Below are 18,090 nucleotides of genomic sequence, written 5' to 3' on the forward strand. Positions count from 1 at the left end.
GGTGGGAACTGCTCCGGGGGTGGGGCTCGAACCCACGACAACTCGATTAACAGTCGAGTGCTCTGCCAGCTGAGCTACCCCGGAAAGGTGCGCGACTACGCGGCCGGAAAGTGTACCAGCGGCGTCGTCGGTCGCCGACCACGAGACGCCCCCGTGCGGGTGTCCCGCCGACCCCGCAGACACGGGTCCGGCCGCCTAGCCTGTGGCACGAAGCGAACGGACGGTCCGCGACATTCTCCGGCCCGACCACGCGTCCCGCGACCGGCACACCGAGCCCGGGAGCGATTCGGACGCGACCCAACCAGGAGGCACTCATGCGCAAGGATCTCGTCGTCACCCCCGACGACCGCCCCGGCGTGCTGGCCGACATCGGCGAGACGCTGGCCGAGGCGGGCGTCAACATCGAGGCCTGCAGCGCCTTCACCGGTGGGGGCAAGAGTGTCGTCCACCTGCTGGTCGACGACGACGTCGCCGGCGTCGCTGCCCTCCAGGAGGCCGGCCTGACCGTGCACGCCGCACGCGAGGTCGCCATCGCCCAGCTCAGCAACGAGCCCGGCTCGCTGGCCCAGGCGACCCGTCGCGTGCACGACGCCGGGATCAACATCGAGCAGGCCTACTTCGCCAACGACAACCGGATCGTCATCGTCAGCGACGATCCGGCAGGCGTCCGCTCGGCACTCGGCGAGGTCTGACGGACTCAGCCGCCCAGGCAGGCGACGTCCAGCACGCCGCCACAGCCGGTCTGGAGTGCGCGCAGGGCCAGCCCGAAGGCGAAGAACGCGCCCCATGCCAGCCCGACGTAGTCGTGGACCTCCCGCCGCATGCTCGCGATGCGTCCACTGACGATCGCGAGCAGCGGGAACAGCGATCCGTACAGGTAGTGCAGCCAGACCAGGTCGTCACCGACGAGCCGGCGACCCAGCAGCAGGAAGACGACCCCGATCACCGTCTGCAGGATCAGCAGGTTCTCGGTCCAGTGCTGCAGGCCCCAGTACAGGGTGGGGGCCTCGTCCCGCCCGACCAGGCGCAGGCCCAGGCCTGCCACCGCGAGGACCGCGAAGGCCGCGACCAGCCCGGCCCCCAGCCAGGCGTGCACGACGGTCACGTCGACTTCGCCGCCGGGACCGTGCTCGAGGGCGCCGCCTCGACCGGCTGGTTGAGTCGCTCGGCGATCCGGTACGCGGCCAGGCCGGCGAGGACCGGCAGGACGATCGCGGCCCAGCGCAGGACGGTGGTCAGGGTGTCCAGTGGGGTCTGGAGCGCGGCGGCCATGACGTCGTTGGACCCGGCGACGAAGATCACCAGGAGGAAGGTGAGGCCGGCGAATCCGAACGCGGTCCGGGCGGGCACGTCACGCGGGCGCTGGTTGATGTGGTGCTCGGCGTGGTCGCCGGTGATCCACCGGGCGTCGATCCACGGCCAGGCGAACACGATGCCGAACAGGATTCCCGGGACGACGACCGACGGGATGAAGATCGCGGGGATGGTCACCCCCAGGATCGTGAACTCCCAGGCGGGCCACAGTCGCAGGAGTCCCTCCAACCATCCCATGTACCAGTCGGGCTGGGAGGGCGCGAAGACCTCGAAGGGCTCGTAGGGCCCGTAGAGCCACACGGGGTTGATCTCGAACACGCCGCCCAGGAAGGCGAGCACGGCCGCGACGGCGAAGAACAGCGAGGTCATGGTCAGGGCCTGGTTGGGCCACAGCGGCTCGCCGACGACGTTGTCCTCACGGGCGCGGCGCGTGCGCTTCTGGGTGTGCTTCTGGCGCACCACCATGAACAGGTGGGCGCCGAGCAGCCCGAGCAGGCCGGCCGGGATGATCATGACGTGGAGGATGTGCAGCCGCCCCAGCACCCCGACCCCGGGATACTCGCCACCGATCCCGAGGTAGCCCAGCAGCGGTCCGACGAACGGCACCGACAGCAGGGCGGAGTAGCCGATCCGCAGTCCCGTTCCCGACAGCAGGTCGTCGGGCAGCGAGTAGCCGGTGAAGCCGGCGCCGAACGCCAGCAGCAGCAGGATGCCCCCGACGACCCAGTTCAGCTCGCGCGGCCGGCGGAACGCGCCGGTGAAGAAGATCCGGAGCATGTGCACCACGATGGCGGCGACGAACACCAATGCCGCCCAGTGGTGGATCTGGCGGAACAGCAGTCCGGCACGCACCTCGAACGACAGCTCCAGGACGGAGTTGTAGGCGGCGGAGATCTCCGTGCCCTGCAGCGGCACGTACGGCCCGGAGTACACGACCGGGGTGGTGTCCGGGGTGTAGAAGAGCGCGAGGAACGTGCCGGTCAGCAGCAGGATGATCAGCGCGAACATCGCGATCTCGCCGATCAGGAACGACCAGTGCCCGGGGAACGCCTTGCGCAGGTACTTGCGCGATCCCTCGGCCAGCTTCAGGCGGTCGTCGGCCCAGCCGGCGATCCGGTCCAGCAGGCTGTCCTTGGCCTCGGGGCGAGGTGCCGCAGTCATCGTGCGCACTCCTGTCGGGCGGTCGGGCGGTGGTCGGTTCGGTCCGGGTCGTGCGGGTGGTCGGGGGCGGTCAGCTGTCCTGGCCCTGCGTCAGGTTCCAGAACGACGGACCGACCGGGGCGCTGAACTCGCCGGTGGCGACCAGGAACCCCTCGTCGTCGACGCCGATGGGCAACTGGGGGAGGGGTCGGCCGGTCGGCCCCGACAGCACCTTCGCGCCGGCGGTGACCAAGAACTGGGACTGGTGGCACGGGCAGATCAACTCGGCGTCCTGGGCCCGGTACAGGCCGACCGGGCACCCGGCATGGGTGCAGATCTTGGAGTAGACGACAAGGCCGTCGACGACCCCGTCCGGGTAGGGCAGGGTCGACAGGTCGATGGCCCCCGGTCGGGTGTGCACCAACACGGCCTGGCTGTCCGCGGCACGGTCACTGTCGGCGGGGAACACCGTGGCGATCTCGTCCACCGCCAGCATCTCGGGGCGGAGCTCCTCGCCCTCGATGGTGACCAGCCGGCGACCGGCAGACCACGAGGTGTCGAACAGCTCGCGGCGGGCGTTGGGGTCGAAGATCGGGCCAAGGGACAGCAGGGGCACCGTCAGGGCGAGCCCCAGGGAGGCGCCCGCACCACCGAGCAGCTGCAGCAGGAACCGCCGACGCCCGCCGACCTTCACCTCGTCCACGGTGCTGTCGAAGTCCTGTTCGAAGCCCGCCCGGTCCTCGGCCCGCGAGGGCATCGGGTCGCGTGGCTCGACGATGACGCTGGGGCCGATCAGCACGCGCACCCACACGCCCAGGCCGGCGGCGACCCCACCGAAGGCCAACGTCAGCAGGATGCCCTCGAGCTGCGTGTCGCCACCCGTCAGGTACACCACGAGCAGGCCGAGCGCGGCGAGGATCGACACGCCGAAGCACAGGGCCGCGATCCGGGTCGCACGGTCCTCGGCACGGGCCTTGTCGTCACGCTCGTCGGTGGTGGTCTGGTCAGCCATCGGTCGCTCCCGTGGTCGGCTCGGGCCCGTCGGTCTCCACGACGTCCTCGGTGCCCTCGCGCTCGCCGAGCAGGTAGATCACCACGCCCAGCACTCCGAGCCCGACGATCCAGGCGATCAGGCCCTCGCTGACCGGCCCGCCCCGACCGAAGGCGAAGCCGCCGGCCGAGTCGCGGTGCGTCACGTCGTCGACCCACGCCACGATGGCCTCGAGGTCCTCGTCGGTGACGACCTCGTCGCCGAACACCGGCATCACCCCGGGCCCGACGCGCACGGCTTCGGCGACCACGATCGGCTCGGAGTCTCGCAGGTTCGACGACACGTCGTCGCGACCGACGGCGATCCCGGCGGCCGTCGGCCCGTGGCACGCCGCACAGTTGGTCGTGAACAGTTCCAGTCCGCGACTGAGGTCAGCTTCCTGCCATCCCTGGATGTCGGGGATCGGCGGGCCCGGCTCGATCAGTTCGGCCTCGGGAATGTCCTCGCCCTGGGCGAGGCGTTCCTCCTGGTCGTCGATCGCGGCCTGCGTCAACGACTGGACGTAGGCCGTGAGGGCAGCACGCTCGGTGTCGTTGAACTGCGGCGGCCGCCGCACGAGGGGGTCGCTGCTGTCCTCGGCCGGCATCCGGCCGGTCCGCACCATGAAGTCGACCGAGGCCGCCCCCACGCCCAGCAACGACGGTCCGTAGACGCCGGATCCGTCGTCGGGGATGCCCTGGCCCTCCGGGCCGTGGCACAGGATGCAGGCCTGGCCGTACAGCTCGCGGCCCTGGTCGACCAGGGCCGGGTCGAGGTTCGGGTCGTCCTGGGCACCGGCGTCACCGGACAGCGCGAGGTTGAACCCGGCGGCGAGCGCAAGCACGACCAGGAGCAGGCCGAGGCGTCGCAGGTGGCGGGCGTGGACGGGGGCTGCCACGATGGCCGGTGCCTTCCTGGTCGACGGGCGGTGTTCCCGATGGCCGGGTCCGCGGGCCCGCGCGCCCGCTCGGGATCGAGCCTATCGGGCGCGCCGGACGCGTCGGGACCGCCCGCCACCGCGGGATCCGGACCGTCGGGACGGCCATTCGGGGCGTGGCGACTGCCGCCGGGGTCCGGCATGCTGGGGCCACCGACGGACCGGAGATCTGATGATCGTGGCCTTCTCCATCTCGCCCGGGGGCGCTGGTGAGTCTGTCGGCGACGTCGTCGGTGAGTGCGTCGAGATCGTCCGGGCATCCGGCCTGCCCAGCGAGACGAACGCGATGTTCACCAATGTCGAGGGTGACTACGACGAGGTGATGGCCGTGATCGGGCAGTGCATCGAGCACGTGGCGTCGGTCGCACCACGCGTCGGCGTGGTCGTCAAGATCGACCACCGTCCCGGGATGGACGATGCGCTGGGCCACAAGAACGCCCGAATCGCCGGATTCGGGGACGGTCGCGGAGGCGGGTGAGGTCGTCGGAGGGCTGGGTCCGGGCCCATCGGCCAGTGGTCGTCCGCCCCCCGCCGATCGACCGTGGCGGAACGACACGCGGGGACCGTCGACCCCCGACCCTTGTGAACAGCGCCCCGGCACCCTGCCGTCTGCAGGCTGCCCCCGTGGTGCACCTCCCCTTTCCACCTGCCCAGCGAGCAGTCATGCCTTCTTCGATCCTGCCTGATGGAACGTCCCGCCGGCTGGCCCTGGCCGCCGTGCCCGCGGCGGCCCTCGTCGCCACGGCGCTGCTGTCGGTGACCGATTCGGGTGCCGTGCCCGTAGGTGCGGCGACGCCCGCACCCGTGTCGCCCGCGCCAGCCCCCGGCGACGTCGCCGTGACCGCTGCCGGCCTGGACGTCCAGGCGTTCGCCCCGGTCGAGCCGGTGGCGACCTTCGCCGACGTCCAGATCGCGGCCCCGGCCCCGACCGTCCACGTGCACGAGCCCTTCGTGGACGCGGACGGCAACGTCATCACGCCCCCGCCGCCACCGCCACCCGCTCCCGAACCGGAACCCGAGCCGGAGCCTGAGCCGGAGCCCGAACCGGAGCCCGAGCCGGAGCCCGAGCCCGAACCGGAGCCCGAGCCAGAGCCCGAACCGGAGCCAGAGCCCGAACCGGAGCCCGAGCCGGAGCCGGAGCCCGAGCCCGAGTACGACGGGTCGGTCCCGCTGTCGGTCTGGGAGGACCTCGCCTCCTGCGAGTCCAGCGGGGACTGGTCCATCAGCACGGGCACCTTCGAGGGTGGCCTGCAGTTCCACCCCCAGACGTGGGACGCCTACAAGGACGACGGCATGGCCGGCGCGGCCTACGAGGCCTCCAAGAGCGACCAGATCCGCATCGCGGAGCGTGTCCTGGACGACCAGGGATGGGGCGCCTGGCCCGCCTGCTCGTCGAAGCTCGGCCTCCGCTGAACCCCCGCGGCACACGATGCACGAACGGGACGGCCCCTCGGGGTCGTCCCGTTCGCCATGTCCGGGCGATGGTGGGGGACTGCCGTGGGGCGGCGCGGTGCCGGCCCTATGCTCGCCGGAGCCGACCAGGGATGCCGCCGAATGGACTTCGCGCGCTCGGAGCGAGCCGAGCGGCTGCGTGCCGAGTTGTCGTCCTTCATGGACGAGTGGATCTACCCCAACGAGTCCGCGGTCGCGGACCAGGTCGCTGCCTCCGGTGACCGCCACCACCACCCGCCACTGCTCGGCGAGATCAAGGCCGAAGCGCGTCGGCGGGGACTGTGGAACCTGTTCCTCCCCGACGAGGTCCACGGCGCCGGCCTGTCGAACGTCGAGTACGCGCCCCTGTGCGAGCTCCTGGGGCGCTCACCGCTGCTCGCGCCCGAGGCGACCAACTGCGCAGCGCCGGACACCGGCAACATGGAGGTGCTGCACCTGTTCGGCACGCCGCAACAGCAGCAGGAGTGGTTGGAGCCGTTGCTCGCCGGCGAGATCCGGTCGTCGTTCTTCATGACCGAGCCCGACGTGGCGTCCTCGGACGCTCGCAACATCCGCTCGGAGATCGTCCGCGACGGCGACGACTACGTCATCAACGGACGCAAGTGGTGGTCCAGTGGGGCCGCGTCGTCGCGGGCGAAGGTCGGCATCTTCATGGGTGTCACCGATGCGTCGGCCGACCCCTACCGCCAGCAGTCCATGATCCTCGTTCCCCTGGACACCCCGGGCGTCGAGGTGGTGCGGGAACTGCCCGTGCTGGGTCGCTACGACGGCCACGGGGGCCACCCGGAGATGCGCTTCACCGACGTGCGCGTCCCGACCACCAACCTCATCGGCACCGAGGGTGACGGCTTCCGGATCGCCCAGGAGCGACTCGGCCCCGGCCGGATCCACCACTGCATGCGCGCCGTCGGGATGGCCGAGCGGTCCCTGGAACTCCTGGTGGACCGCGCCATCTCGCGGGTGGCGTTCGGCAAGCGGCTCGCCGACCAGGGCAAGATCCAGCACTGGATCGCGCAGTGCCGTGCCAGGATCGAGACCGCGCGCTTGCTCACGCTGAAGGCCGCGTGGCTGATGGACACCGTCGGCAACAAGGGTGCCCGGACCGAGATCTCGGCGATCAAGCTGGTCGCGCCCTCCGCCGCCGAGTACGTCATCGACAAGGCCATCCAGGTGCACGGGGGAGCGGGCATGTCCGACGACGTCCCACTGGCGTCGTTCTTCGCCCAGGTGCGCGCCATGCGGTTGTTCGACGGACCCGACGAGGTCCACGAGATGTCCATGGCCCGGCGCGAGATCCGGGCACGCGAATGATCCCCGAGACGCCGCTGGTCGCCGCGCTCGCGCGGAAGGGCTTCACGCCGACCAGCCGCCGGGCGGAGTCCCAGCGGCTCGTGCGACGTGCCGACGACCGTCACGACCACGTCCTGCTCGAGCTCGCGCCGGCTTCGTGGCTGCTGCGGCTGGCCCGTCGGCCCCGGTCGGTCGTCGACATCGTCACGGGCGTGGTGTGGCCGATCGGTGAGCAGGCCTTCGCCCGGCCCGTGCCGGCCGAGCCGCCGGTGCCCCAGCAGGTCCACGCAGCCACGGGGTTCAGTTCGCTGTGCGAGGCCGAGGTCGATCCCGCGACGGCCGCGGCTGCCGTGGACGACTGGTGTCGTCGGCTCGAGGAGCCGCTCGTCGCGTTGCGCGTCGGGGCGATCAGCGAGCCCATCCGGCGGCTGGAGTTCGCCGTGGTGACGTCGCAGTCCGCGATCGGTCGGGAGGCCGCGGAGGCCGCACGACGGGCGGCCGAGCAGTTGCCACCGGCCCGTCGCGAACGCGAGCAGGCACGCATCGACCTCGCCCTGGACCGCCTCCCCTCCACGTGAGGCGTCGCACCTCGTGAACGACCCCCGGCCGGAGCCGGGGGTCGTGTCGGTGCGAGGAGCGTGGGCAGGTCTAGCGCAGCCAGGGGACCGAGCGGTCGAGCAGGCCACGCTCCTTGAGCTCGGCGCGCAGCGGGATCTCGTCGTTGATGCCGCCCTCGGGGTGGATGCCCCAGTAGTCGGGCAGGTTCGGGCCGTCACCCAGCAGCTGCTGCTGCACGGGGGTCAGGTCGTCCCAGAACGGCTCGGCGAGCTCGAGCGGCATCGGGTCGAGCGGGCGGATCCAGCGATGGGTGTAGCCCAGGAACAGGATCTTGCGGGTGATGTCGGAGAAGTTGCGGGACCGCGAGTGCCACATGCGGCGGTCGAACACCAGCGCGTCACCCGGGTTGCCGGTCACCTGGATCGTGCCCTCGGGGTGCTCGAAGTCCTCGGGGTCGTCCGGGCGGGGCAGGGTGTTGTCGAGGTGGCTGCCCGGGATGATCAGTGTCGAGCCGCGGTCGGGCTCGGACAGGTCCGAGAACAACAGGGCCGTCTTGATGGAGAACTGCGGGCGGCTCACGTAGTAGCCGTAGTAGTCGTCCATGTACTCCGCGTCGGAGTTCTGGCGCCAGCCGTCCTGGTGCCAGCCCCAGCGCTCGGGGTCACCGGACTCGTCCAGCGGGGGGTTGACGTCGAGGTGGTTGTGGTGGCTGTAGACGTTCCAGCCCAGCAGACCCCAGATCCACCGGAAGGCACGGTTGTCGTCCAGCAGCCGGACGAACTCCGGGTGGCGCACGACCCCGCCCTGCAGGTGCAGCCAGTCACCCTTCCACAGGTCGCCGGCAGCCTCCGCCTCGGCGTAGAACTCGTCGATGATCTCCTCGACGCGCAGGCGCCGGTCCTCGTCGATCGCGTTGCGGACGACGACGTAGCCCTCCTCGTGGAACTGGCGACGCTCGTCGTCGGTCAGCGGCGTCCAGCGGTCCGCGTCGGTGTCCGAGACCGACAGCGGCCGGTCCACGGGGGTGGGCGGCGGCGTCTGCGTGGTGGCGATGCTCATGGCGTTCCTCTCGGTCCTCGACGAGGCGTGGCGACGGATGAGGGTACTCGTGGGCCCTGCGTCGACCGAGCAGGCCCGACGCCCGAACGTCGGTGGCCGAGGCGCTGCAGCCGCGGGTGCGGATCGTCCCGCTCAGCCGGGGGCGGCGCCCCACTTGGCGCGTTTGGCGGCGCGGGCCCGGAGCGACTGGTCCAGCTCGACCTTGCGGATGCGCACGTGGCCGGGGGTGACCTCGACGGCCTCGTCGTCGCGGATCCACTCCAGCGACTGCTCCAGCGACAGGTCCCGGGGCGGTGCAAGCCGGACGAGCTCCTCCGCGGTCGAGCTGCGGACGTTCGTGGCCTTCTTCTCGCGACTGGCGTTGACGTCGAGGTCCTCGCCGCGGCTGTGCTCGCCGATCACCATGCCCTCGTAGAGCTCCTCGCCAGGCGCGACGAACAGCTGGCCTCGGTCCTGCATCGGCAGCAGGGCGTAGGTCGTGGCCGAGCCGGAGCGGTCGGCGACCAGCGAGCCGTTCGGTCGGGTCATGAGGTCGCCGGTCCACGGCTCGTAGCCGTCGGCGACGTGGTGCAGGATGCCCGTGCCCCGGGTCTGGGTCATGAACTCGGTGCGGAACCCGATCAGTCCGCGGGCCGGCACGTGGAAGCCGATCCGGACCCAGCCGTCCGCACCGTGGTGCATCTCGACCATGCGCCCATTGCGGGTGCCGAGCAGCTGGGTGACCGTGCCGACGTGCTCCTCGGGGACGTCGACGGTCAGCAGCTCGAAGGGCTCGTGGGTCACGCCGTCGATCTCGCGCAGGACGACCCGGGGCTTGCCCACGGTCAGCTCGAAGCCCTCGCGTCGGAGCGTCTCGACCAGCACGGCCAGCTGCAACTCGCCGCGGCCCTGGACCTCCCAGCTGTCCGGCTGGGCGGTGTCCAGCACCCGCAGCGACACGTTGCCGACGAGCTCCTGGCGCAGGCGATTCTCGATCAGGCGGGCGGTCAGCTTGGTGCCGGACCGGCCGGCCAGCGGCGAGGTGTTGACGCCGATGGTCATCCCCAGCGACGGCTCGTCGACCCGCAGGCGGGGCAGCGCACGTGGGTCGACCGGGTCGGCGAGGGTGTCGCCGATCATGACGTCGTCCAGGCCGGCCACCGCGATCAGGTCGCCCGGACCGGCCTCGTCGGCCTTGACCCGGTCCAGTGCCTCGGTCAGGTACAGCTCGGTCAGGCGGACCACCTGCGTGGTGCCGTCCTCGCGCATCCAGGCGACCTGCTGGCCACGCTTCACCGTGCCCTGCTGGATCCGTGCCAGTGCCAGCCGACCGAGGTAGGGGGAGGCGTCGAGCGTGGTGACCAGGGCCTGGAACGGGTGGTCGGGGTCGTGCTCGGGGGCCGGGATGGCCGACAGGATCGTGGCGAAGACCGCGTCGAGGTTGGGGTCCAGCTCGCCCGGGGTGGTGCTGGCCTGCCCGGCCTTGGCGTTCGTGTACAGGACCGGGATGTCGATCGCGTCGTCGTCTGCCCCCAGCTCGATCAGCAGGTCGAACACCTCGTCGACCACCTCGGCCGGTCGCGCGTCCCCGCGGTCGACCTTGTTGACGACCAGGACCAGTGGGAGGTCGCGCTCCAGGGCCTTGCGCAGGACGAACCGGGTCTGGGGGAGTGGCCCCTCGGCCGCGTCCACCAGCAGCAGGGCACCGTCCACCATCGCCAGGGCACGCTCCACCTCGCCGCCGAAGTCGGCGTGGCCCGGCGTGTCGACGACGTTGATGGTGACGTCGTCACGCACCACGGCCGTGTTCTTGGCCAGGATCGTGATGCCCTTCTCGCGCTCGAGGTCACCGGAGTCCATCACCCGGTCGGCGATGTCCTGGTGGGCGGCGAAGGCACCGGACTGGTGCAGCATGGCATCGACCAGGGTGGTCTTGCCGTGGTCGACGTGGGCGATGATCGCCACGTTGCGCAGGTCGTCACGCGTGCTCATGGGAGGGTCTTCGGTGATCGGGGCGAGGTGCCGAACGGCACATGAACGGCCTCGTCACGCGGACGAGGCCGTTGCACCAGCGTACCGGTCCGCTCACGGGCCCCGGTGCGTGGTCGGTCAGGCGTCGCCGCCGGACTGGACCGTGTAGTTGGCGACCGTGCCGTCGGGCGTGTCGGCGACGGTGATGAAGCCCTCGAGGCCGTCGCCCTCGAACTGCATGGTGCGGGTGTCGAGCCCGTCCATCTGCATCTCGCTGGTGCCGGTCAGGGTGTAGCCGGTGTCTTCGAGGCTGGCCTGCAGCTCCGCGGCGACGGTGTCCGCGTCCCCGGCGACCGACATGCTGATGTTGTAGCTGGCGTCGCCGCCGTCGTCGAAGGACATCGACGAGACCACCTCGTGGTCGGCCGGCAGTGGCAGCTCGGCCGGGAACCCGTCGGGCAGTTCCTGGGACCCGCCCACCGAGAAGGACCCCTCGGAGCTGGAGATCGAGATCGACCCGTCCTCGTCGTTGATGTCGAGGTCGACGTCACCGCCCCCGTTGGCGGCCTCGGCCGCCTCCTCGACGGCGCGCTCGGTGACGCTCTCCGCCAGCGACCCGCACCCGGCGAGGGCGAGGCCCAGCAGCAGGGCGGTGGCGGCTCCGGCGGTGCGGCGTGCGGTCCCGGACAGGATGGGCATGGTCATGGGGTTCCCCCGATCGCGTGTGGTCGTGCCCGCGTGGCGAACAGCGGGCGTCGCAGGTGGAGAGGTCGGGCGCCGCGGCCGTGATACGTCGCCCGTCGGACGGGGCCGACGTCGTACCCTGACCCGTTCCCCCTCGACCCGGGAGCTTCGTGAGCACCTTCGACTTCGACTTCGACCCCAGCTGGGCCTGGCTCGTGCGCCTGAGCACCGGAGCCAACCCGGACAACTCCCACGTGACCGTCGGTGACCAGCGCCTGGTCGTCGACTTCGGCTGGCTGGGCATCGAGACCCCGCTGGCCAACGTCCGGGACGTCCGCATCACGCGGGACTACAAGACGTGGAAGGCCCTGGGGGCCCGCGGGTCGCTGGCCGACCGCGGGGCGACCTACGGGACCAACGCCAGGGGCGGGGTCTGCATCTGCTTCCACGAACCGGTGCACGCGCTGCCGCTGTTCGCCAACCCGGGACTGACCGTCACGGTCGCCGACCTCGACGGTCTCGCCGACACCCTCCGCGTCGCCACCGGCCTGCCCGCCTGAGCCAGCCAGTTAGCCTCGGGCCGGCGGGCCCGTAGCTCAGCTGGTCAGAGCAGGCGACTCATAATCGTTTGGTCGTGGGTTCAAGTCCCACCGGGCCCACGCTCCGGAGGGGCGTCGTGATGTGAGTTCGCGGCGGCGATGTGAATTGGGAGCGACTGGGACGACAACTCACATCGGTGCGGCCAACTCACATCAGGCCGTGCCGCCGGGTGTGGTCAGTTCCGGGAGGGGTAGATGCCGAAGACGCAGAGCGCGTACGACAGGTCGTTGGGCGCGGCGTCGCGGAGGTCGGGGACGGCGAACGTCGTTCTCCCGTCGCCGCCGTAGGTGGTCCCGTACAGCGAGAACAGCGCCTGGTAGGAGGCGATGGGGAGCACCTGGCCGTTCGCGATGATCTGGCCGCTCGACACGTTGCCAGCTGTCAGGATGACGTCACCGAGCGTGCACTCCGCCCCACGACCCGACGCTGCACCCTGGGTCCTGGTGCCGAAAGCGGCGGAGTCGCCGGCCGGTCCCTGTGGGCCAGCCGGTCCGGCCGGTCCGACGGCCCCCGGCGCGCCCTCCGGTCCCGTCAGCCCGATCGGTCCGGCAGGACCGGTCAGCCCCACGGGGCCCTCGGGACCCTCAGGCCCGGCCGGACCTGCGGGCCCTGCCGGACCTGCTGGCCCGGTCGAACCCGTCGGGCCCTCCGGCCCGGTCGGACCCTCCGGCCCGGCTGGACCGTCGAATCCCGTCAGTCCCATGGGGCCCTCGGGGCCAGCGGCGCCCTCGGGACCGGCGGGACCCTCGGGACCAACTGGCCCCTCCGGACCGACGGGACCGTCGGCTCCTGCAGGGCCGGTCGGCCCCTCGGGACCGGGCGGTCCCTCGGGACCCATCTCGCCGAGGAATTCCAGCGGATACTCACTGCGCTTGCAGGTCTCCGCGACCCGCACCTTGCCGTTCGCGCTGTCCACGCACACTTGGCCCGCGGCTCCCGTTCCCGCCGCGGCGATGCCCGCCCCACCGGCGACCAGGCCGATGGCCAAGGCCAGGATTGCCGTCGTCGACTGTTTCATGTCCCGCCCCTTTCGTCCCCTCGAGGTCGGTCGCAGGCGACGCCCGCGGCTGCCCGTCCCCGGGCACACCCCAACCTGGGGGAAGCATAGGCCGCAACCGGCGCTCCGGAAGGAGCGCTCGGTCAGGCCTTGCGCCTGGCGCGTCGGGAGGACAGGAGCCAGCCGATCAGGATGCCCAGGGCCAACAGCATCAGCGTGACGATCCACAGGGGCGCGGAGATCTCCACGACCAGCAGTTGCACGGCGATGGACTCGTTGTTCTGGAAGATGAAGATCAGCGCCAGGACGCCCAGCACGATGGCCACGACCTGTCGGGGTGACACGCCCGTGTCACGCACGACCTGGTCGGGGCGGTTGGGACGGCGGTCGGGAGTCGACGGCTGGTCGGTCATGGGCGCCTCGTGGTCGCGGGGGTGGTGGAGAGGCTAGGACGCTCCCGGCCCGTCGCCAACGACCCCGCCCGGCCCCCCGTGGGCCCAGTCGGTCGGCACGTCGCCGCCACCCTCGGGCGTGATCCGCGTCCCGATCCGGGCCAGCACCGGCGGCGACGCGACGCGGCCGGCCAGGAGTGCCTCGCCCAGCCCGAAACTGCCGACCATGTCGACCAGGCCGGTCGGCGCGAAGCTGAACCGCTCGGCCAGCGCCGCGCGGTCGCCGGCCGAGTTGACCCGCATCAGCAGCAGGTTGTCGCACTGCGACAGGACGTTGTCGGGCAACTTGTCCGGACGCTGCGTCGACAGCAGCAGGTGGATGCCGTACTTGCGGCCCTCGCCCGCGATCCGGGTGAACAGTTCCACGGCCTGGCGTTCCAGGGGGTCACGGGGCACCGCCGGGCACACGTCGTGGGCCTCGTCGACGACCAGCAGGAACGGCTCGCGCTCGCGGCGTCGCGCCCACGCACCCTGCAGCACGCTCACCGCGACCGCCAGGCGCTCCCGGCGTTCCGGCAGTCCGGAGCTGTCGGCGATGAGTGCCCGGGGAGCGCGGCCGGTCCAGTGCTGGTGGACGGTGGTGCCGTCGCTGCCGGCCCAGATCTGCATCTGGAGCAGGCCAAGGTTCTCGGTGCGCAGGGCGAGGTCGCTGCCCGAGTCCGCGTCGTCCCGCATGCTCGCCACGACGTCGGTGAGCTTGTGCCAGGTGTGCGACTGTTCCTCGACCAGGTGGAGCAGCTGGTTGTACTCGTGTCGGTCGGTCACCGGGTCGAGCTCGAGCATCGCGGCCATTCCCTGCCGGCCGAGTTCGGCCAGCCGGATCTGGAGTGGCTCGTGGTCGGAGTCCGGCTGGCTCGACAGCACGAGCACGTCCGCGGCGGCCGCCCGGTAGCGCGCCGCCAGGTCGTCGTCGACGCCCGGGGCGACCTCGCCGAGGTGGACGTGGTCGCCGTTGGGGTCGAGCACCAGCAGCGGAAGCGTCGTCTCCAGCATCAGGCGTTCGAGCAGCACCCCGAGCGAGTAGGTCTTGCCCGATCCGGACTGGCCACACAGGAAGGTGTGGCGGTTGAACCCCGAGGCCACGAGGCTCGCGGCGACGTCGTCGCGATCGCGCAGCGACCCGACCTCCAGTCCGCCCGTCGCCGTGGACAGGGTGCGTCGCAGGTCGTCGTCGCCGGCGCGGGCGAGGGTGGCGCCGTCGAAGCTGGCGGGGGAGTGCACCCGATCGACGAGGTCACCGCCCGCCGACACCAGGCGACGATCGCCCGCGTCCACCACGTCCAGCTGGAGGACCTGCCCGATCCTGGCCTCACCCTCCGGTGGCTCGATGCGGACGTACTCCCCGAGCGGTGGGGATCCACCCAGCGGACCGCGACACCGGAAGGTACGTCCGTCGACGGACCAGGCGACGGTGGTGGACGGGTCGTGGTCGGTCACGGTGGCCTCGTCGGGTCGGCGGATGCCCATGATGCCACCATCGCGGGGGGCGCGGCGTGCCGGGTCGTTGTGTCGACCGACGTCATCGTCGATACTGCGAGTGCAGCTTCGTCCCGGACCCCGACGGAAGCCTCCCGATGGCCACCTCGCACAGTCCTGCCCGCATCGCCGTCGCCGAGGGGATCGGCACCGCCGTCCTGCTGATGGGCGGGGTCGGCACCGCCGTCCTGGCCGGCGAGGCCATGGGCACCCTCGGGATCGCCCTGGCCTTCGGACTGTCGCTGCTGGTGATGGCGGCGACGATCGGCCACGTGTCCGGCTGCCACATCAATCCCGCGGTCACCGTGGGGCTGTACCTGGCACGCAAGATCGACACCGCCCTGCTGGGCTGGTACCTGCTCGGCCAGGTCGTCGGTGCCCTGGTCGGTGCCGGCATCGTGTGGCTCGTCGCCTCCGGCGTCGACGGCTTCTCGTCGGCCGGCAACTTCGCCGCCAACGGCTACGGCGAGTTGTCCCCGGGCGGCTACGGGTTGGTCGCCGTCCTGGTCGCCGAGGTCGCCTTCACCGCCCTGTTCGTCCTGGTCGTGCTGGCCACGACCCGCCCCACGTACCCCCCGTCGCTCGGGCCGCTCGCGGCCGGGCTCGGACTGACGCTGGTGCACCTCGCGACGATCCCGGTCTCCAACACCTCCGTGAACCCGGCCCGCAGCCTGGCCGCCGCGGTGTTCGCGGGCGGCGACGCCCTGGCCCAGCTGTGGGTGTTCATCCTCGCGCCGGTGGTCGGTGGAGCACTGGCCGCCGTCCTGTGGCGCCTGCTCGGACCCCGGGTGGACGACGACGAGGTGGTGACGGCCGGCTGACCGCACGTGCTCGACCCCACCCCACCGATCGAACCCACCGCACCGAGGAGCCAGCCCATGGACCAGCGCACCGACGACCTCCTGCCCGTCTCCCTGGTGTGGCAGCTGCCGGTGGCCATCGGCGTGGTCCACCTGCTGCTCGGCATCGCCCTGCTGGTCTGGCCGGAGGCCAGCGTCACGGTCGTCGCGGTCCTGCTGGGACTGGAGCTGGTCGTGGCCGGGGCGCTGCGGACCGTCCTGGCGGTCGTCGAGCGGGGCAGCGAGGCCCGACTGCTGCGCGGCGTGGTCGGCGTGCTGGGGGTGCTCGCCGGGCTCCTGGTGATCAGCCAGCCGCTGCGGAGCGTGGGCCTGATCGTGGTCGTGGTGGCCGCGTTCTGGGTCCTGTGGGGCCTGGCGGAGGCGATCATCGCGCTGACGCCATCGGCCGCGGGGCACCGCGGCCCGCTGTTCCTCGAGGCCGCGCTGGCCATCGGTGCGGGCGCGATCCTGCTGGCATGGCCCGGCCCCACCGTGCAGGTCCTGGTCATGGTCGTCGGGATCGCGTTGCTGCTGGCAGGCCTGCTCGCCACCTGGGCCGGCTGGCGCCTGCGCGGCATGGTCCACGACGTCGAGACCGAGGCGGGACAACTCGACCGACGTTGAGGGACGGGCCCCCGGATCAGGTGGTGGAGACCTTGTCGAGCGGCAGCTCGGGATGGTCGCGCAGGATGCGCTCGACCTGCCAGCGGTCGCGGAACAGCGCGATCGGGGTGCCCGACGCACGCCGGTACACCTCGACGTCACGCATGCGCCGGAGCCGGTCCACGGCGTCGTCGGTCGTGCGACGGGCCTCGTGGAAGGCGGTGGTCTCGATCCGGACCGGTGAGCCGAACTCGTGCTCCATTCGCCACGCGGCGACCTCGAACTGCAGGGCGCCGACGGCCGCCAGGACGGGTGCCTGGTCACCGAGCTCGGGATGGCGCAGGACCTGGATGACGCCTTCCTGGTCGAGCTGGTCGATGCCCGTGCGGAACTGCTTGACGCGGGAGCGGTCCCCGGGCGTCGCGACGCGGAAGTGCTCGGGCGTGAACACCGGCATCGGCGGGTAGGCGATCTCGTCGCCGTCGTGGAGGGTGTCCCCGATCCGCAGGTCGGTGGCGTTGACCAGCCCGACCACGTCGCCGGGGAACGCCTCGTCCACGGTGACCCGCTCGCGGCCGAACACCTGGTGGGCGTACTTGGCGGCCATGCTGCGACCCGTGCGGGTGCAGGTCAGCTGCGAGTCACGCTCGAACCGCCCGGAGCAGATCCGCACGAAGGCGATCCGGTCGCGGTGTCGCGGGTCCATGTTCGCCTGGACCTTGAAGACGAAGCCCGAGAAGCCGGAGTCGATCGGGCGCACGGTGCCGTCCACGGCCGTGCGTGGCTGGGGTGGCGGTGCCATCGCGGCGATGGCGTCCAGCAGGGGCTCGACGCCGAAGTTGTTGAGGGCCGAGCCGAAGAAGACCGGGGTCGTGCGTCCCGCCAGGAAGGACTCCGGGTCGTGGGACAGCCCGAGCTCGTCGAGCAGGGCCAGGTCGTCGTCGGTCGCCGGGCCCGTGTCGACGTCGGCCGGGTCCCAGGTCGAGGTGGTGGCGTCCTGGCGCTGGGTGTTGGCGACGTCGGGGTCGTAGCGATGGAAGGCACGGTCGCGGCGGTCGACGACACCGCGGAAGACCCCGTCGGCCGTCCGCACCGGCCACGTGACCGGGGTGGCGACCAGGCCGAGCTGCTCCTCGATGTCGTCGAGCAGCTCCAGCGGCCCCCGGGACGGGCGGTCCAGCTTGTTGATGAAGGTGATCAGCGGGGTCCCGCGTCGGGCGCACACCTCGAACAGCTTCTTGGTCTGGGGCTCGACCCCGGCGGCGGCGTCGAGGACCATGATCGCGGCGTCCACGCCCGACAGCACCCGGTAGGTGTCCTCGGAGAAGTCGCGGTGGCCGGGGGTGTCGAGCAGGTTGTAGGCCAGGTCGGTGTCGGTCGCGTCGTCGTGGTGGTCGAAGCGCAGCACGGTCGTGGAGATCGAGATCCCGCGATCCTGCTCCATCTGCATCCAGTCCGAGCGAGCCGTGCGGGCGACCTTGCGCGACTTCACGGCGCCGGCCTCGGCGATCGCGCCCGCGTACAGCAGGAACTTCTCCGTCAGCGTGGTCTTGCCGGCGTCCGGGTGCGAGATGATCGCGAACGTGCGACGGCGAGCGGCCTCGCTGCGGACGCGGGCGGCTTCGGCGGACATGCGGGAGACCTTCGGGCGGGCTCGGCCCGCCCCGGGACGCAGGGCGGCACGGGAGGGGAGACGGCGAATGGTGGGG

Annotated in this window: 19 protein-coding genes and 2 tRNA genes; 9 read left to right on the plus strand and 12 right to left on the minus strand. The window is 71.6% G+C overall.

Features of this window, described 5'->3' with window-relative positions; all coding sequences use genetic code 11:
• Positions 1 to 11: 11 nt before the first annotated feature.
• A tRNA-Asn gene (locus KR546_RS13615) sits at positions 12 to 84 on the minus strand.
• A 230-nt stretch (positions 85 to 314) separates the two neighbouring features.
• On the opposite strand from KR546_RS13615, the gene KR546_RS13620 reads away from it, so the two are divergent.
• Positions 315 to 692: an ACT domain-containing protein gene (locus KR546_RS13620; RefSeq protein ID WP_238445269.1), complete on the plus strand. Its 378-nt coding sequence runs from the start codon at positions 315 to 317 to the stop codon at positions 690 to 692.
• Positions 693 to 697: 5 nt separating this feature from the next.
• Here KR546_RS13620 and KR546_RS13625 read toward each other — a convergent pair whose 3' ends face one another.
• From KR546_RS13625 to qcrC, 4 genes are all read right to left on the minus strand, one after another.
• Positions 698 to 1,105 (minus strand): hypothetical protein, encoded by a 408-nt coding sequence (locus KR546_RS13625; protein WP_238445270.1) that lies wholly within the window; start codon positions 1,103 to 1,105, stop codon positions 698 to 700.
• The gene (gene qcrB / locus KR546_RS13630; protein WP_238445271.1) at positions 1,102 to 2,475 is read right to left on the minus strand and encodes a cytochrome bc1 complex cytochrome b subunit; all 1,374 of its coding nucleotides are present in this window, start codon (positions 2,473 to 2,475) and stop codon (positions 1,102 to 1,104) included. The genes KR546_RS13625 and qcrB overlap by 4 nt, the downstream gene beginning before the upstream one ends.
• A gap of 70 nt (positions 2,476 to 2,545) precedes the next feature.
• On the minus strand, positions 2,546 to 3,466 hold the full coding sequence (locus KR546_RS13635; protein WP_238445272.1) for a ubiquinol-cytochrome c reductase iron-sulfur subunit: 921 nt from the start codon (positions 3,464 to 3,466) through the stop codon (positions 2,546 to 2,548).
• Positions 3,459 to 4,382, minus strand: a complete 924-nt coding sequence (gene qcrC, locus KR546_RS13640) for a cytochrome bc1 complex diheme cytochrome c subunit (protein WP_238445273.1) — start codon at positions 4,380 to 4,382, stop codon at positions 3,459 to 3,461. The genes KR546_RS13635 and qcrC overlap by 8 nt, the downstream gene beginning before the upstream one ends.
• Positions 4,383 to 4,593: 211 nt before the next feature.
• On the opposite strand from qcrC, the gene KR546_RS13645 reads away from it, so the two are divergent.
• From KR546_RS13645 to KR546_RS13660, 4 genes are all read left to right on the plus strand, one after another.
• The gene (locus tag KR546_RS13645) at positions 4,594 to 4,899 is read left to right on the plus strand and encodes a thiamine-binding protein (RefSeq protein ID WP_238445274.1); all 306 of its coding nucleotides are present in this window, start codon (positions 4,594 to 4,596) and stop codon (positions 4,897 to 4,899) included.
• Between the two features lie 185 nt (positions 4,900 to 5,084).
• Positions 5,085 to 5,834 carry a transglycosylase family protein gene (locus KR546_RS13650; protein WP_238445275.1) on the plus strand — a complete coding sequence of 250 codons (750 nt, stop codon included), beginning with the start codon at positions 5,085 to 5,087 and terminating at the stop codon, positions 5,832 to 5,834.
• A gap of 141 nt (positions 5,835 to 5,975) precedes the next feature.
• Positions 5,976 to 7,184, plus strand: coding sequence for an acyl-CoA dehydrogenase family protein (locus KR546_RS13655; protein ID WP_238445276.1), 1,209 nt, complete (start codon positions 5,976 to 5,978; stop codon positions 7,182 to 7,184).
• The gene (locus KR546_RS13660) at positions 7,181 to 7,741 is read left to right on the plus strand and encodes a hypothetical protein (protein WP_238445277.1); all 561 of its coding nucleotides are present in this window, start codon (positions 7,181 to 7,183) and stop codon (positions 7,739 to 7,741) included. Before KR546_RS13655 ends, KR546_RS13660 begins: the two co-directional genes overlap by 4 nt.
• 70 nt (positions 7,742 to 7,811) lie before the next feature.
• On the opposite strand, the gene KR546_RS13665 is transcribed toward KR546_RS13660, so the two are convergent.
• From KR546_RS13665 to KR546_RS13675, 3 genes are all read right to left on the minus strand, one after another.
• Complete coding sequence (locus tag KR546_RS13665) at positions 7,812 to 8,780, minus strand: phytanoyl-CoA dioxygenase family protein (protein ID WP_238445278.1); 969 nt, start codon at positions 8,778 to 8,780, stop codon at positions 7,812 to 7,814.
• Between the two features lie 132 nt (positions 8,781 to 8,912).
• On the minus strand, positions 8,913 to 10,751 hold the full coding sequence (gene typA / locus KR546_RS13670; protein WP_238445279.1) for a translational GTPase TypA: 1,839 nt from the start codon (positions 10,749 to 10,751) through the stop codon (positions 8,913 to 8,915).
• Positions 10,752 to 10,868: 117 nt separating this feature from the next.
• Positions 10,869 to 11,435 carry a hypothetical protein gene (locus KR546_RS13675; RefSeq protein ID WP_238445280.1) on the minus strand — a complete coding sequence of 189 codons (567 nt, stop codon included), beginning with the start codon at positions 11,433 to 11,435 and terminating at the stop codon, positions 10,869 to 10,871.
• Positions 11,436 to 11,584: 149 nt separating this feature from the next.
• Between KR546_RS13675 and KR546_RS13680 the strand changes: the two genes are divergently transcribed.
• On the plus strand, positions 11,585 to 11,974 hold the full coding sequence (locus KR546_RS13680; protein WP_238445281.1) for a hypothetical protein: 390 nt from the start codon (positions 11,585 to 11,587) through the stop codon (positions 11,972 to 11,974).
• A gap of 25 nt (positions 11,975 to 11,999) precedes the next feature.
• Positions 12,000 to 12,073 (plus strand) — tRNA-Ile (locus KR546_RS13685).
• A 116-nt stretch (positions 12,074 to 12,189) separates the two neighbouring features.
• Here the strand turns inward: KR546_RS13685 and KR546_RS19765 are convergent.
• The 3 genes from KR546_RS19765 to KR546_RS13705 all read right to left on the minus strand — a co-directional run bounded on the left by KR546_RS19765 (position 12,190) and on the right by KR546_RS13705 (position 14,930).
• Positions 12,190 to 13,032, minus strand: coding sequence for a tail fiber protein (locus KR546_RS19765; RefSeq protein WP_338019158.1), 843 nt, complete (start codon positions 13,030 to 13,032; stop codon positions 12,190 to 12,192).
• Between the two features lie 122 nt (positions 13,033 to 13,154).
• The gene (locus KR546_RS13700; RefSeq protein ID WP_238445282.1) at positions 13,155 to 13,424 is read right to left on the minus strand and encodes a lipopolysaccharide assembly protein LapA domain-containing protein; all 270 of its coding nucleotides are present in this window, start codon (positions 13,422 to 13,424) and stop codon (positions 13,155 to 13,157) included.
• Between the two features lie 33 nt (positions 13,425 to 13,457).
• On the minus strand, positions 13,458 to 14,930 hold the full coding sequence (locus KR546_RS13705) for an ATP-binding protein (RefSeq protein ID WP_238445283.1): 1,473 nt from the start codon (positions 14,928 to 14,930) through the stop codon (positions 13,458 to 13,460).
• Between the two features lie 107 nt (positions 14,931 to 15,037).
• On the opposite strand from KR546_RS13705, the gene KR546_RS13710 reads away from it, so the two are divergent.
• Together KR546_RS13710 and KR546_RS13715 are read left to right on the plus strand one after the other, a co-directional pair.
• Positions 15,038 to 15,760 carry an aquaporin gene (locus KR546_RS13710; protein WP_238445284.1) on the plus strand — a complete coding sequence of 241 codons (723 nt, stop codon included), beginning with the start codon at positions 15,038 to 15,040 and terminating at the stop codon, positions 15,758 to 15,760.
• Between the two features lie 57 nt (positions 15,761 to 15,817).
• Positions 15,818 to 16,402 (plus strand): HdeD family acid-resistance protein, encoded by a 585-nt coding sequence (locus KR546_RS13715; protein ID WP_238445285.1) that lies wholly within the window; start codon positions 15,818 to 15,820, stop codon positions 16,400 to 16,402.
• Between the two features lie 16 nt (positions 16,403 to 16,418).
• Here KR546_RS13715 and KR546_RS13720 read toward each other — a convergent pair whose 3' ends face one another.
• A complete protein-coding gene (locus KR546_RS13720) occupies positions 16,419 to 18,014 on the minus strand; it encodes a peptide chain release factor 3 (RefSeq protein ID WP_238445286.1) in 1,596 nt (531 codons plus the stop codon).
• Positions 18,015 to 18,090 lie beyond the last annotated feature (76 nt).

This window comes from Salsipaludibacter albus, from assembly GCF_019798055.1.
Classification (GTDB): Bacteria; Actinomycetota; Nitriliruptoria; order Nitriliruptorales; family Nitriliruptoraceae; genus Salsipaludibacter; species Salsipaludibacter albus.

Excerpts from the sequence above, each read along its gene's own strand:
- KR546_RS13620 (WP_238445269.1), top strand. The coding sequence starts at position 315 with ATGCGCAAGGATCTCGTCGTCACCCCCGACGACCGCCCCGGCGTGCTG.
- KR546_RS13715 (WP_238445285.1), top strand. The coding sequence starts at position 15,818 with ATGGACCAGCGCACCGACGACCTCCTGCCCGTCTCCCTGGTGTGGCAG.
- KR546_RS13710 (WP_238445284.1), top strand. The coding sequence starts at position 15,038 with ATGGCCACCTCGCACAGTCCTGCCCGCATCGCCGTCGCCGAGGGGATC.
- KR546_RS13645 (WP_238445274.1), top strand. The coding sequence starts at position 4,594 with ATGATCGTGGCCTTCTCCATCTCGCCCGGGGGCGCTGGTGAGTCTGTC.
- qcrB (WP_238445271.1), bottom strand. The coding sequence starts at position 2,475 with ATGACTGCGGCACCTCGCCCCGAGGCCAAGGACAGCCTGCTGGACCGG.
- KR546_RS13665 (WP_238445278.1), bottom strand. The coding sequence starts at position 8,780 with ATGAGCATCGCCACCACGCAGACGCCGCCGCCCACCCCCGTGGACCGG.
- KR546_RS19765 (WP_338019158.1), bottom strand. The coding sequence starts at position 13,032 with ATGAAACAGTCGACGACGGCAATCCTGGCCTTGGCCATCGGCCTGGTC.
- KR546_RS13675 (WP_238445280.1), bottom strand. The coding sequence starts at position 11,435 with ATGACCATGCCCATCCTGTCCGGGACCGCACGCCGCACCGCCGGAGCC.
- KR546_RS13635 (WP_238445272.1), bottom strand. The coding sequence starts at position 3,466 with ATGGCTGACCAGACCACCACCGACGAGCGTGACGACAAGGCCCGTGCC.
- KR546_RS13705 (WP_238445283.1), bottom strand. The coding sequence starts at position 14,930 with ATGGGCATCCGCCGACCCGACGAGGCCACCGTGACCGACCACGACCCG.
- KR546_RS13650 (WP_238445275.1), top strand. The coding sequence starts at position 5,085 with ATGCCTTCTTCGATCCTGCCTGATGGAACGTCCCGCCGGCTGGCCCTG.
- KR546_RS13655 (WP_238445276.1), top strand. The coding sequence starts at position 5,976 with ATGGACTTCGCGCGCTCGGAGCGAGCCGAGCGGCTGCGTGCCGAGTTG.
- typA (WP_238445279.1), bottom strand. The coding sequence starts at position 10,751 with ATGAGCACGCGTGACGACCTGCGCAACGTGGCGATCATCGCCCACGTC.
- KR546_RS13700 (WP_238445282.1), bottom strand. The coding sequence starts at position 13,424 with ATGACCGACCAGCCGTCGACTCCCGACCGCCGTCCCAACCGCCCCGAC.
- KR546_RS13660 (WP_238445277.1), top strand. The coding sequence starts at position 7,181 with ATGATCCCCGAGACGCCGCTGGTCGCCGCGCTCGCGCGGAAGGGCTTC.
- KR546_RS13720 (WP_238445286.1), bottom strand. The coding sequence starts at position 18,014 with ATGTCCGCCGAAGCCGCCCGCGTCCGCAGCGAGGCCGCTCGCCGTCGC.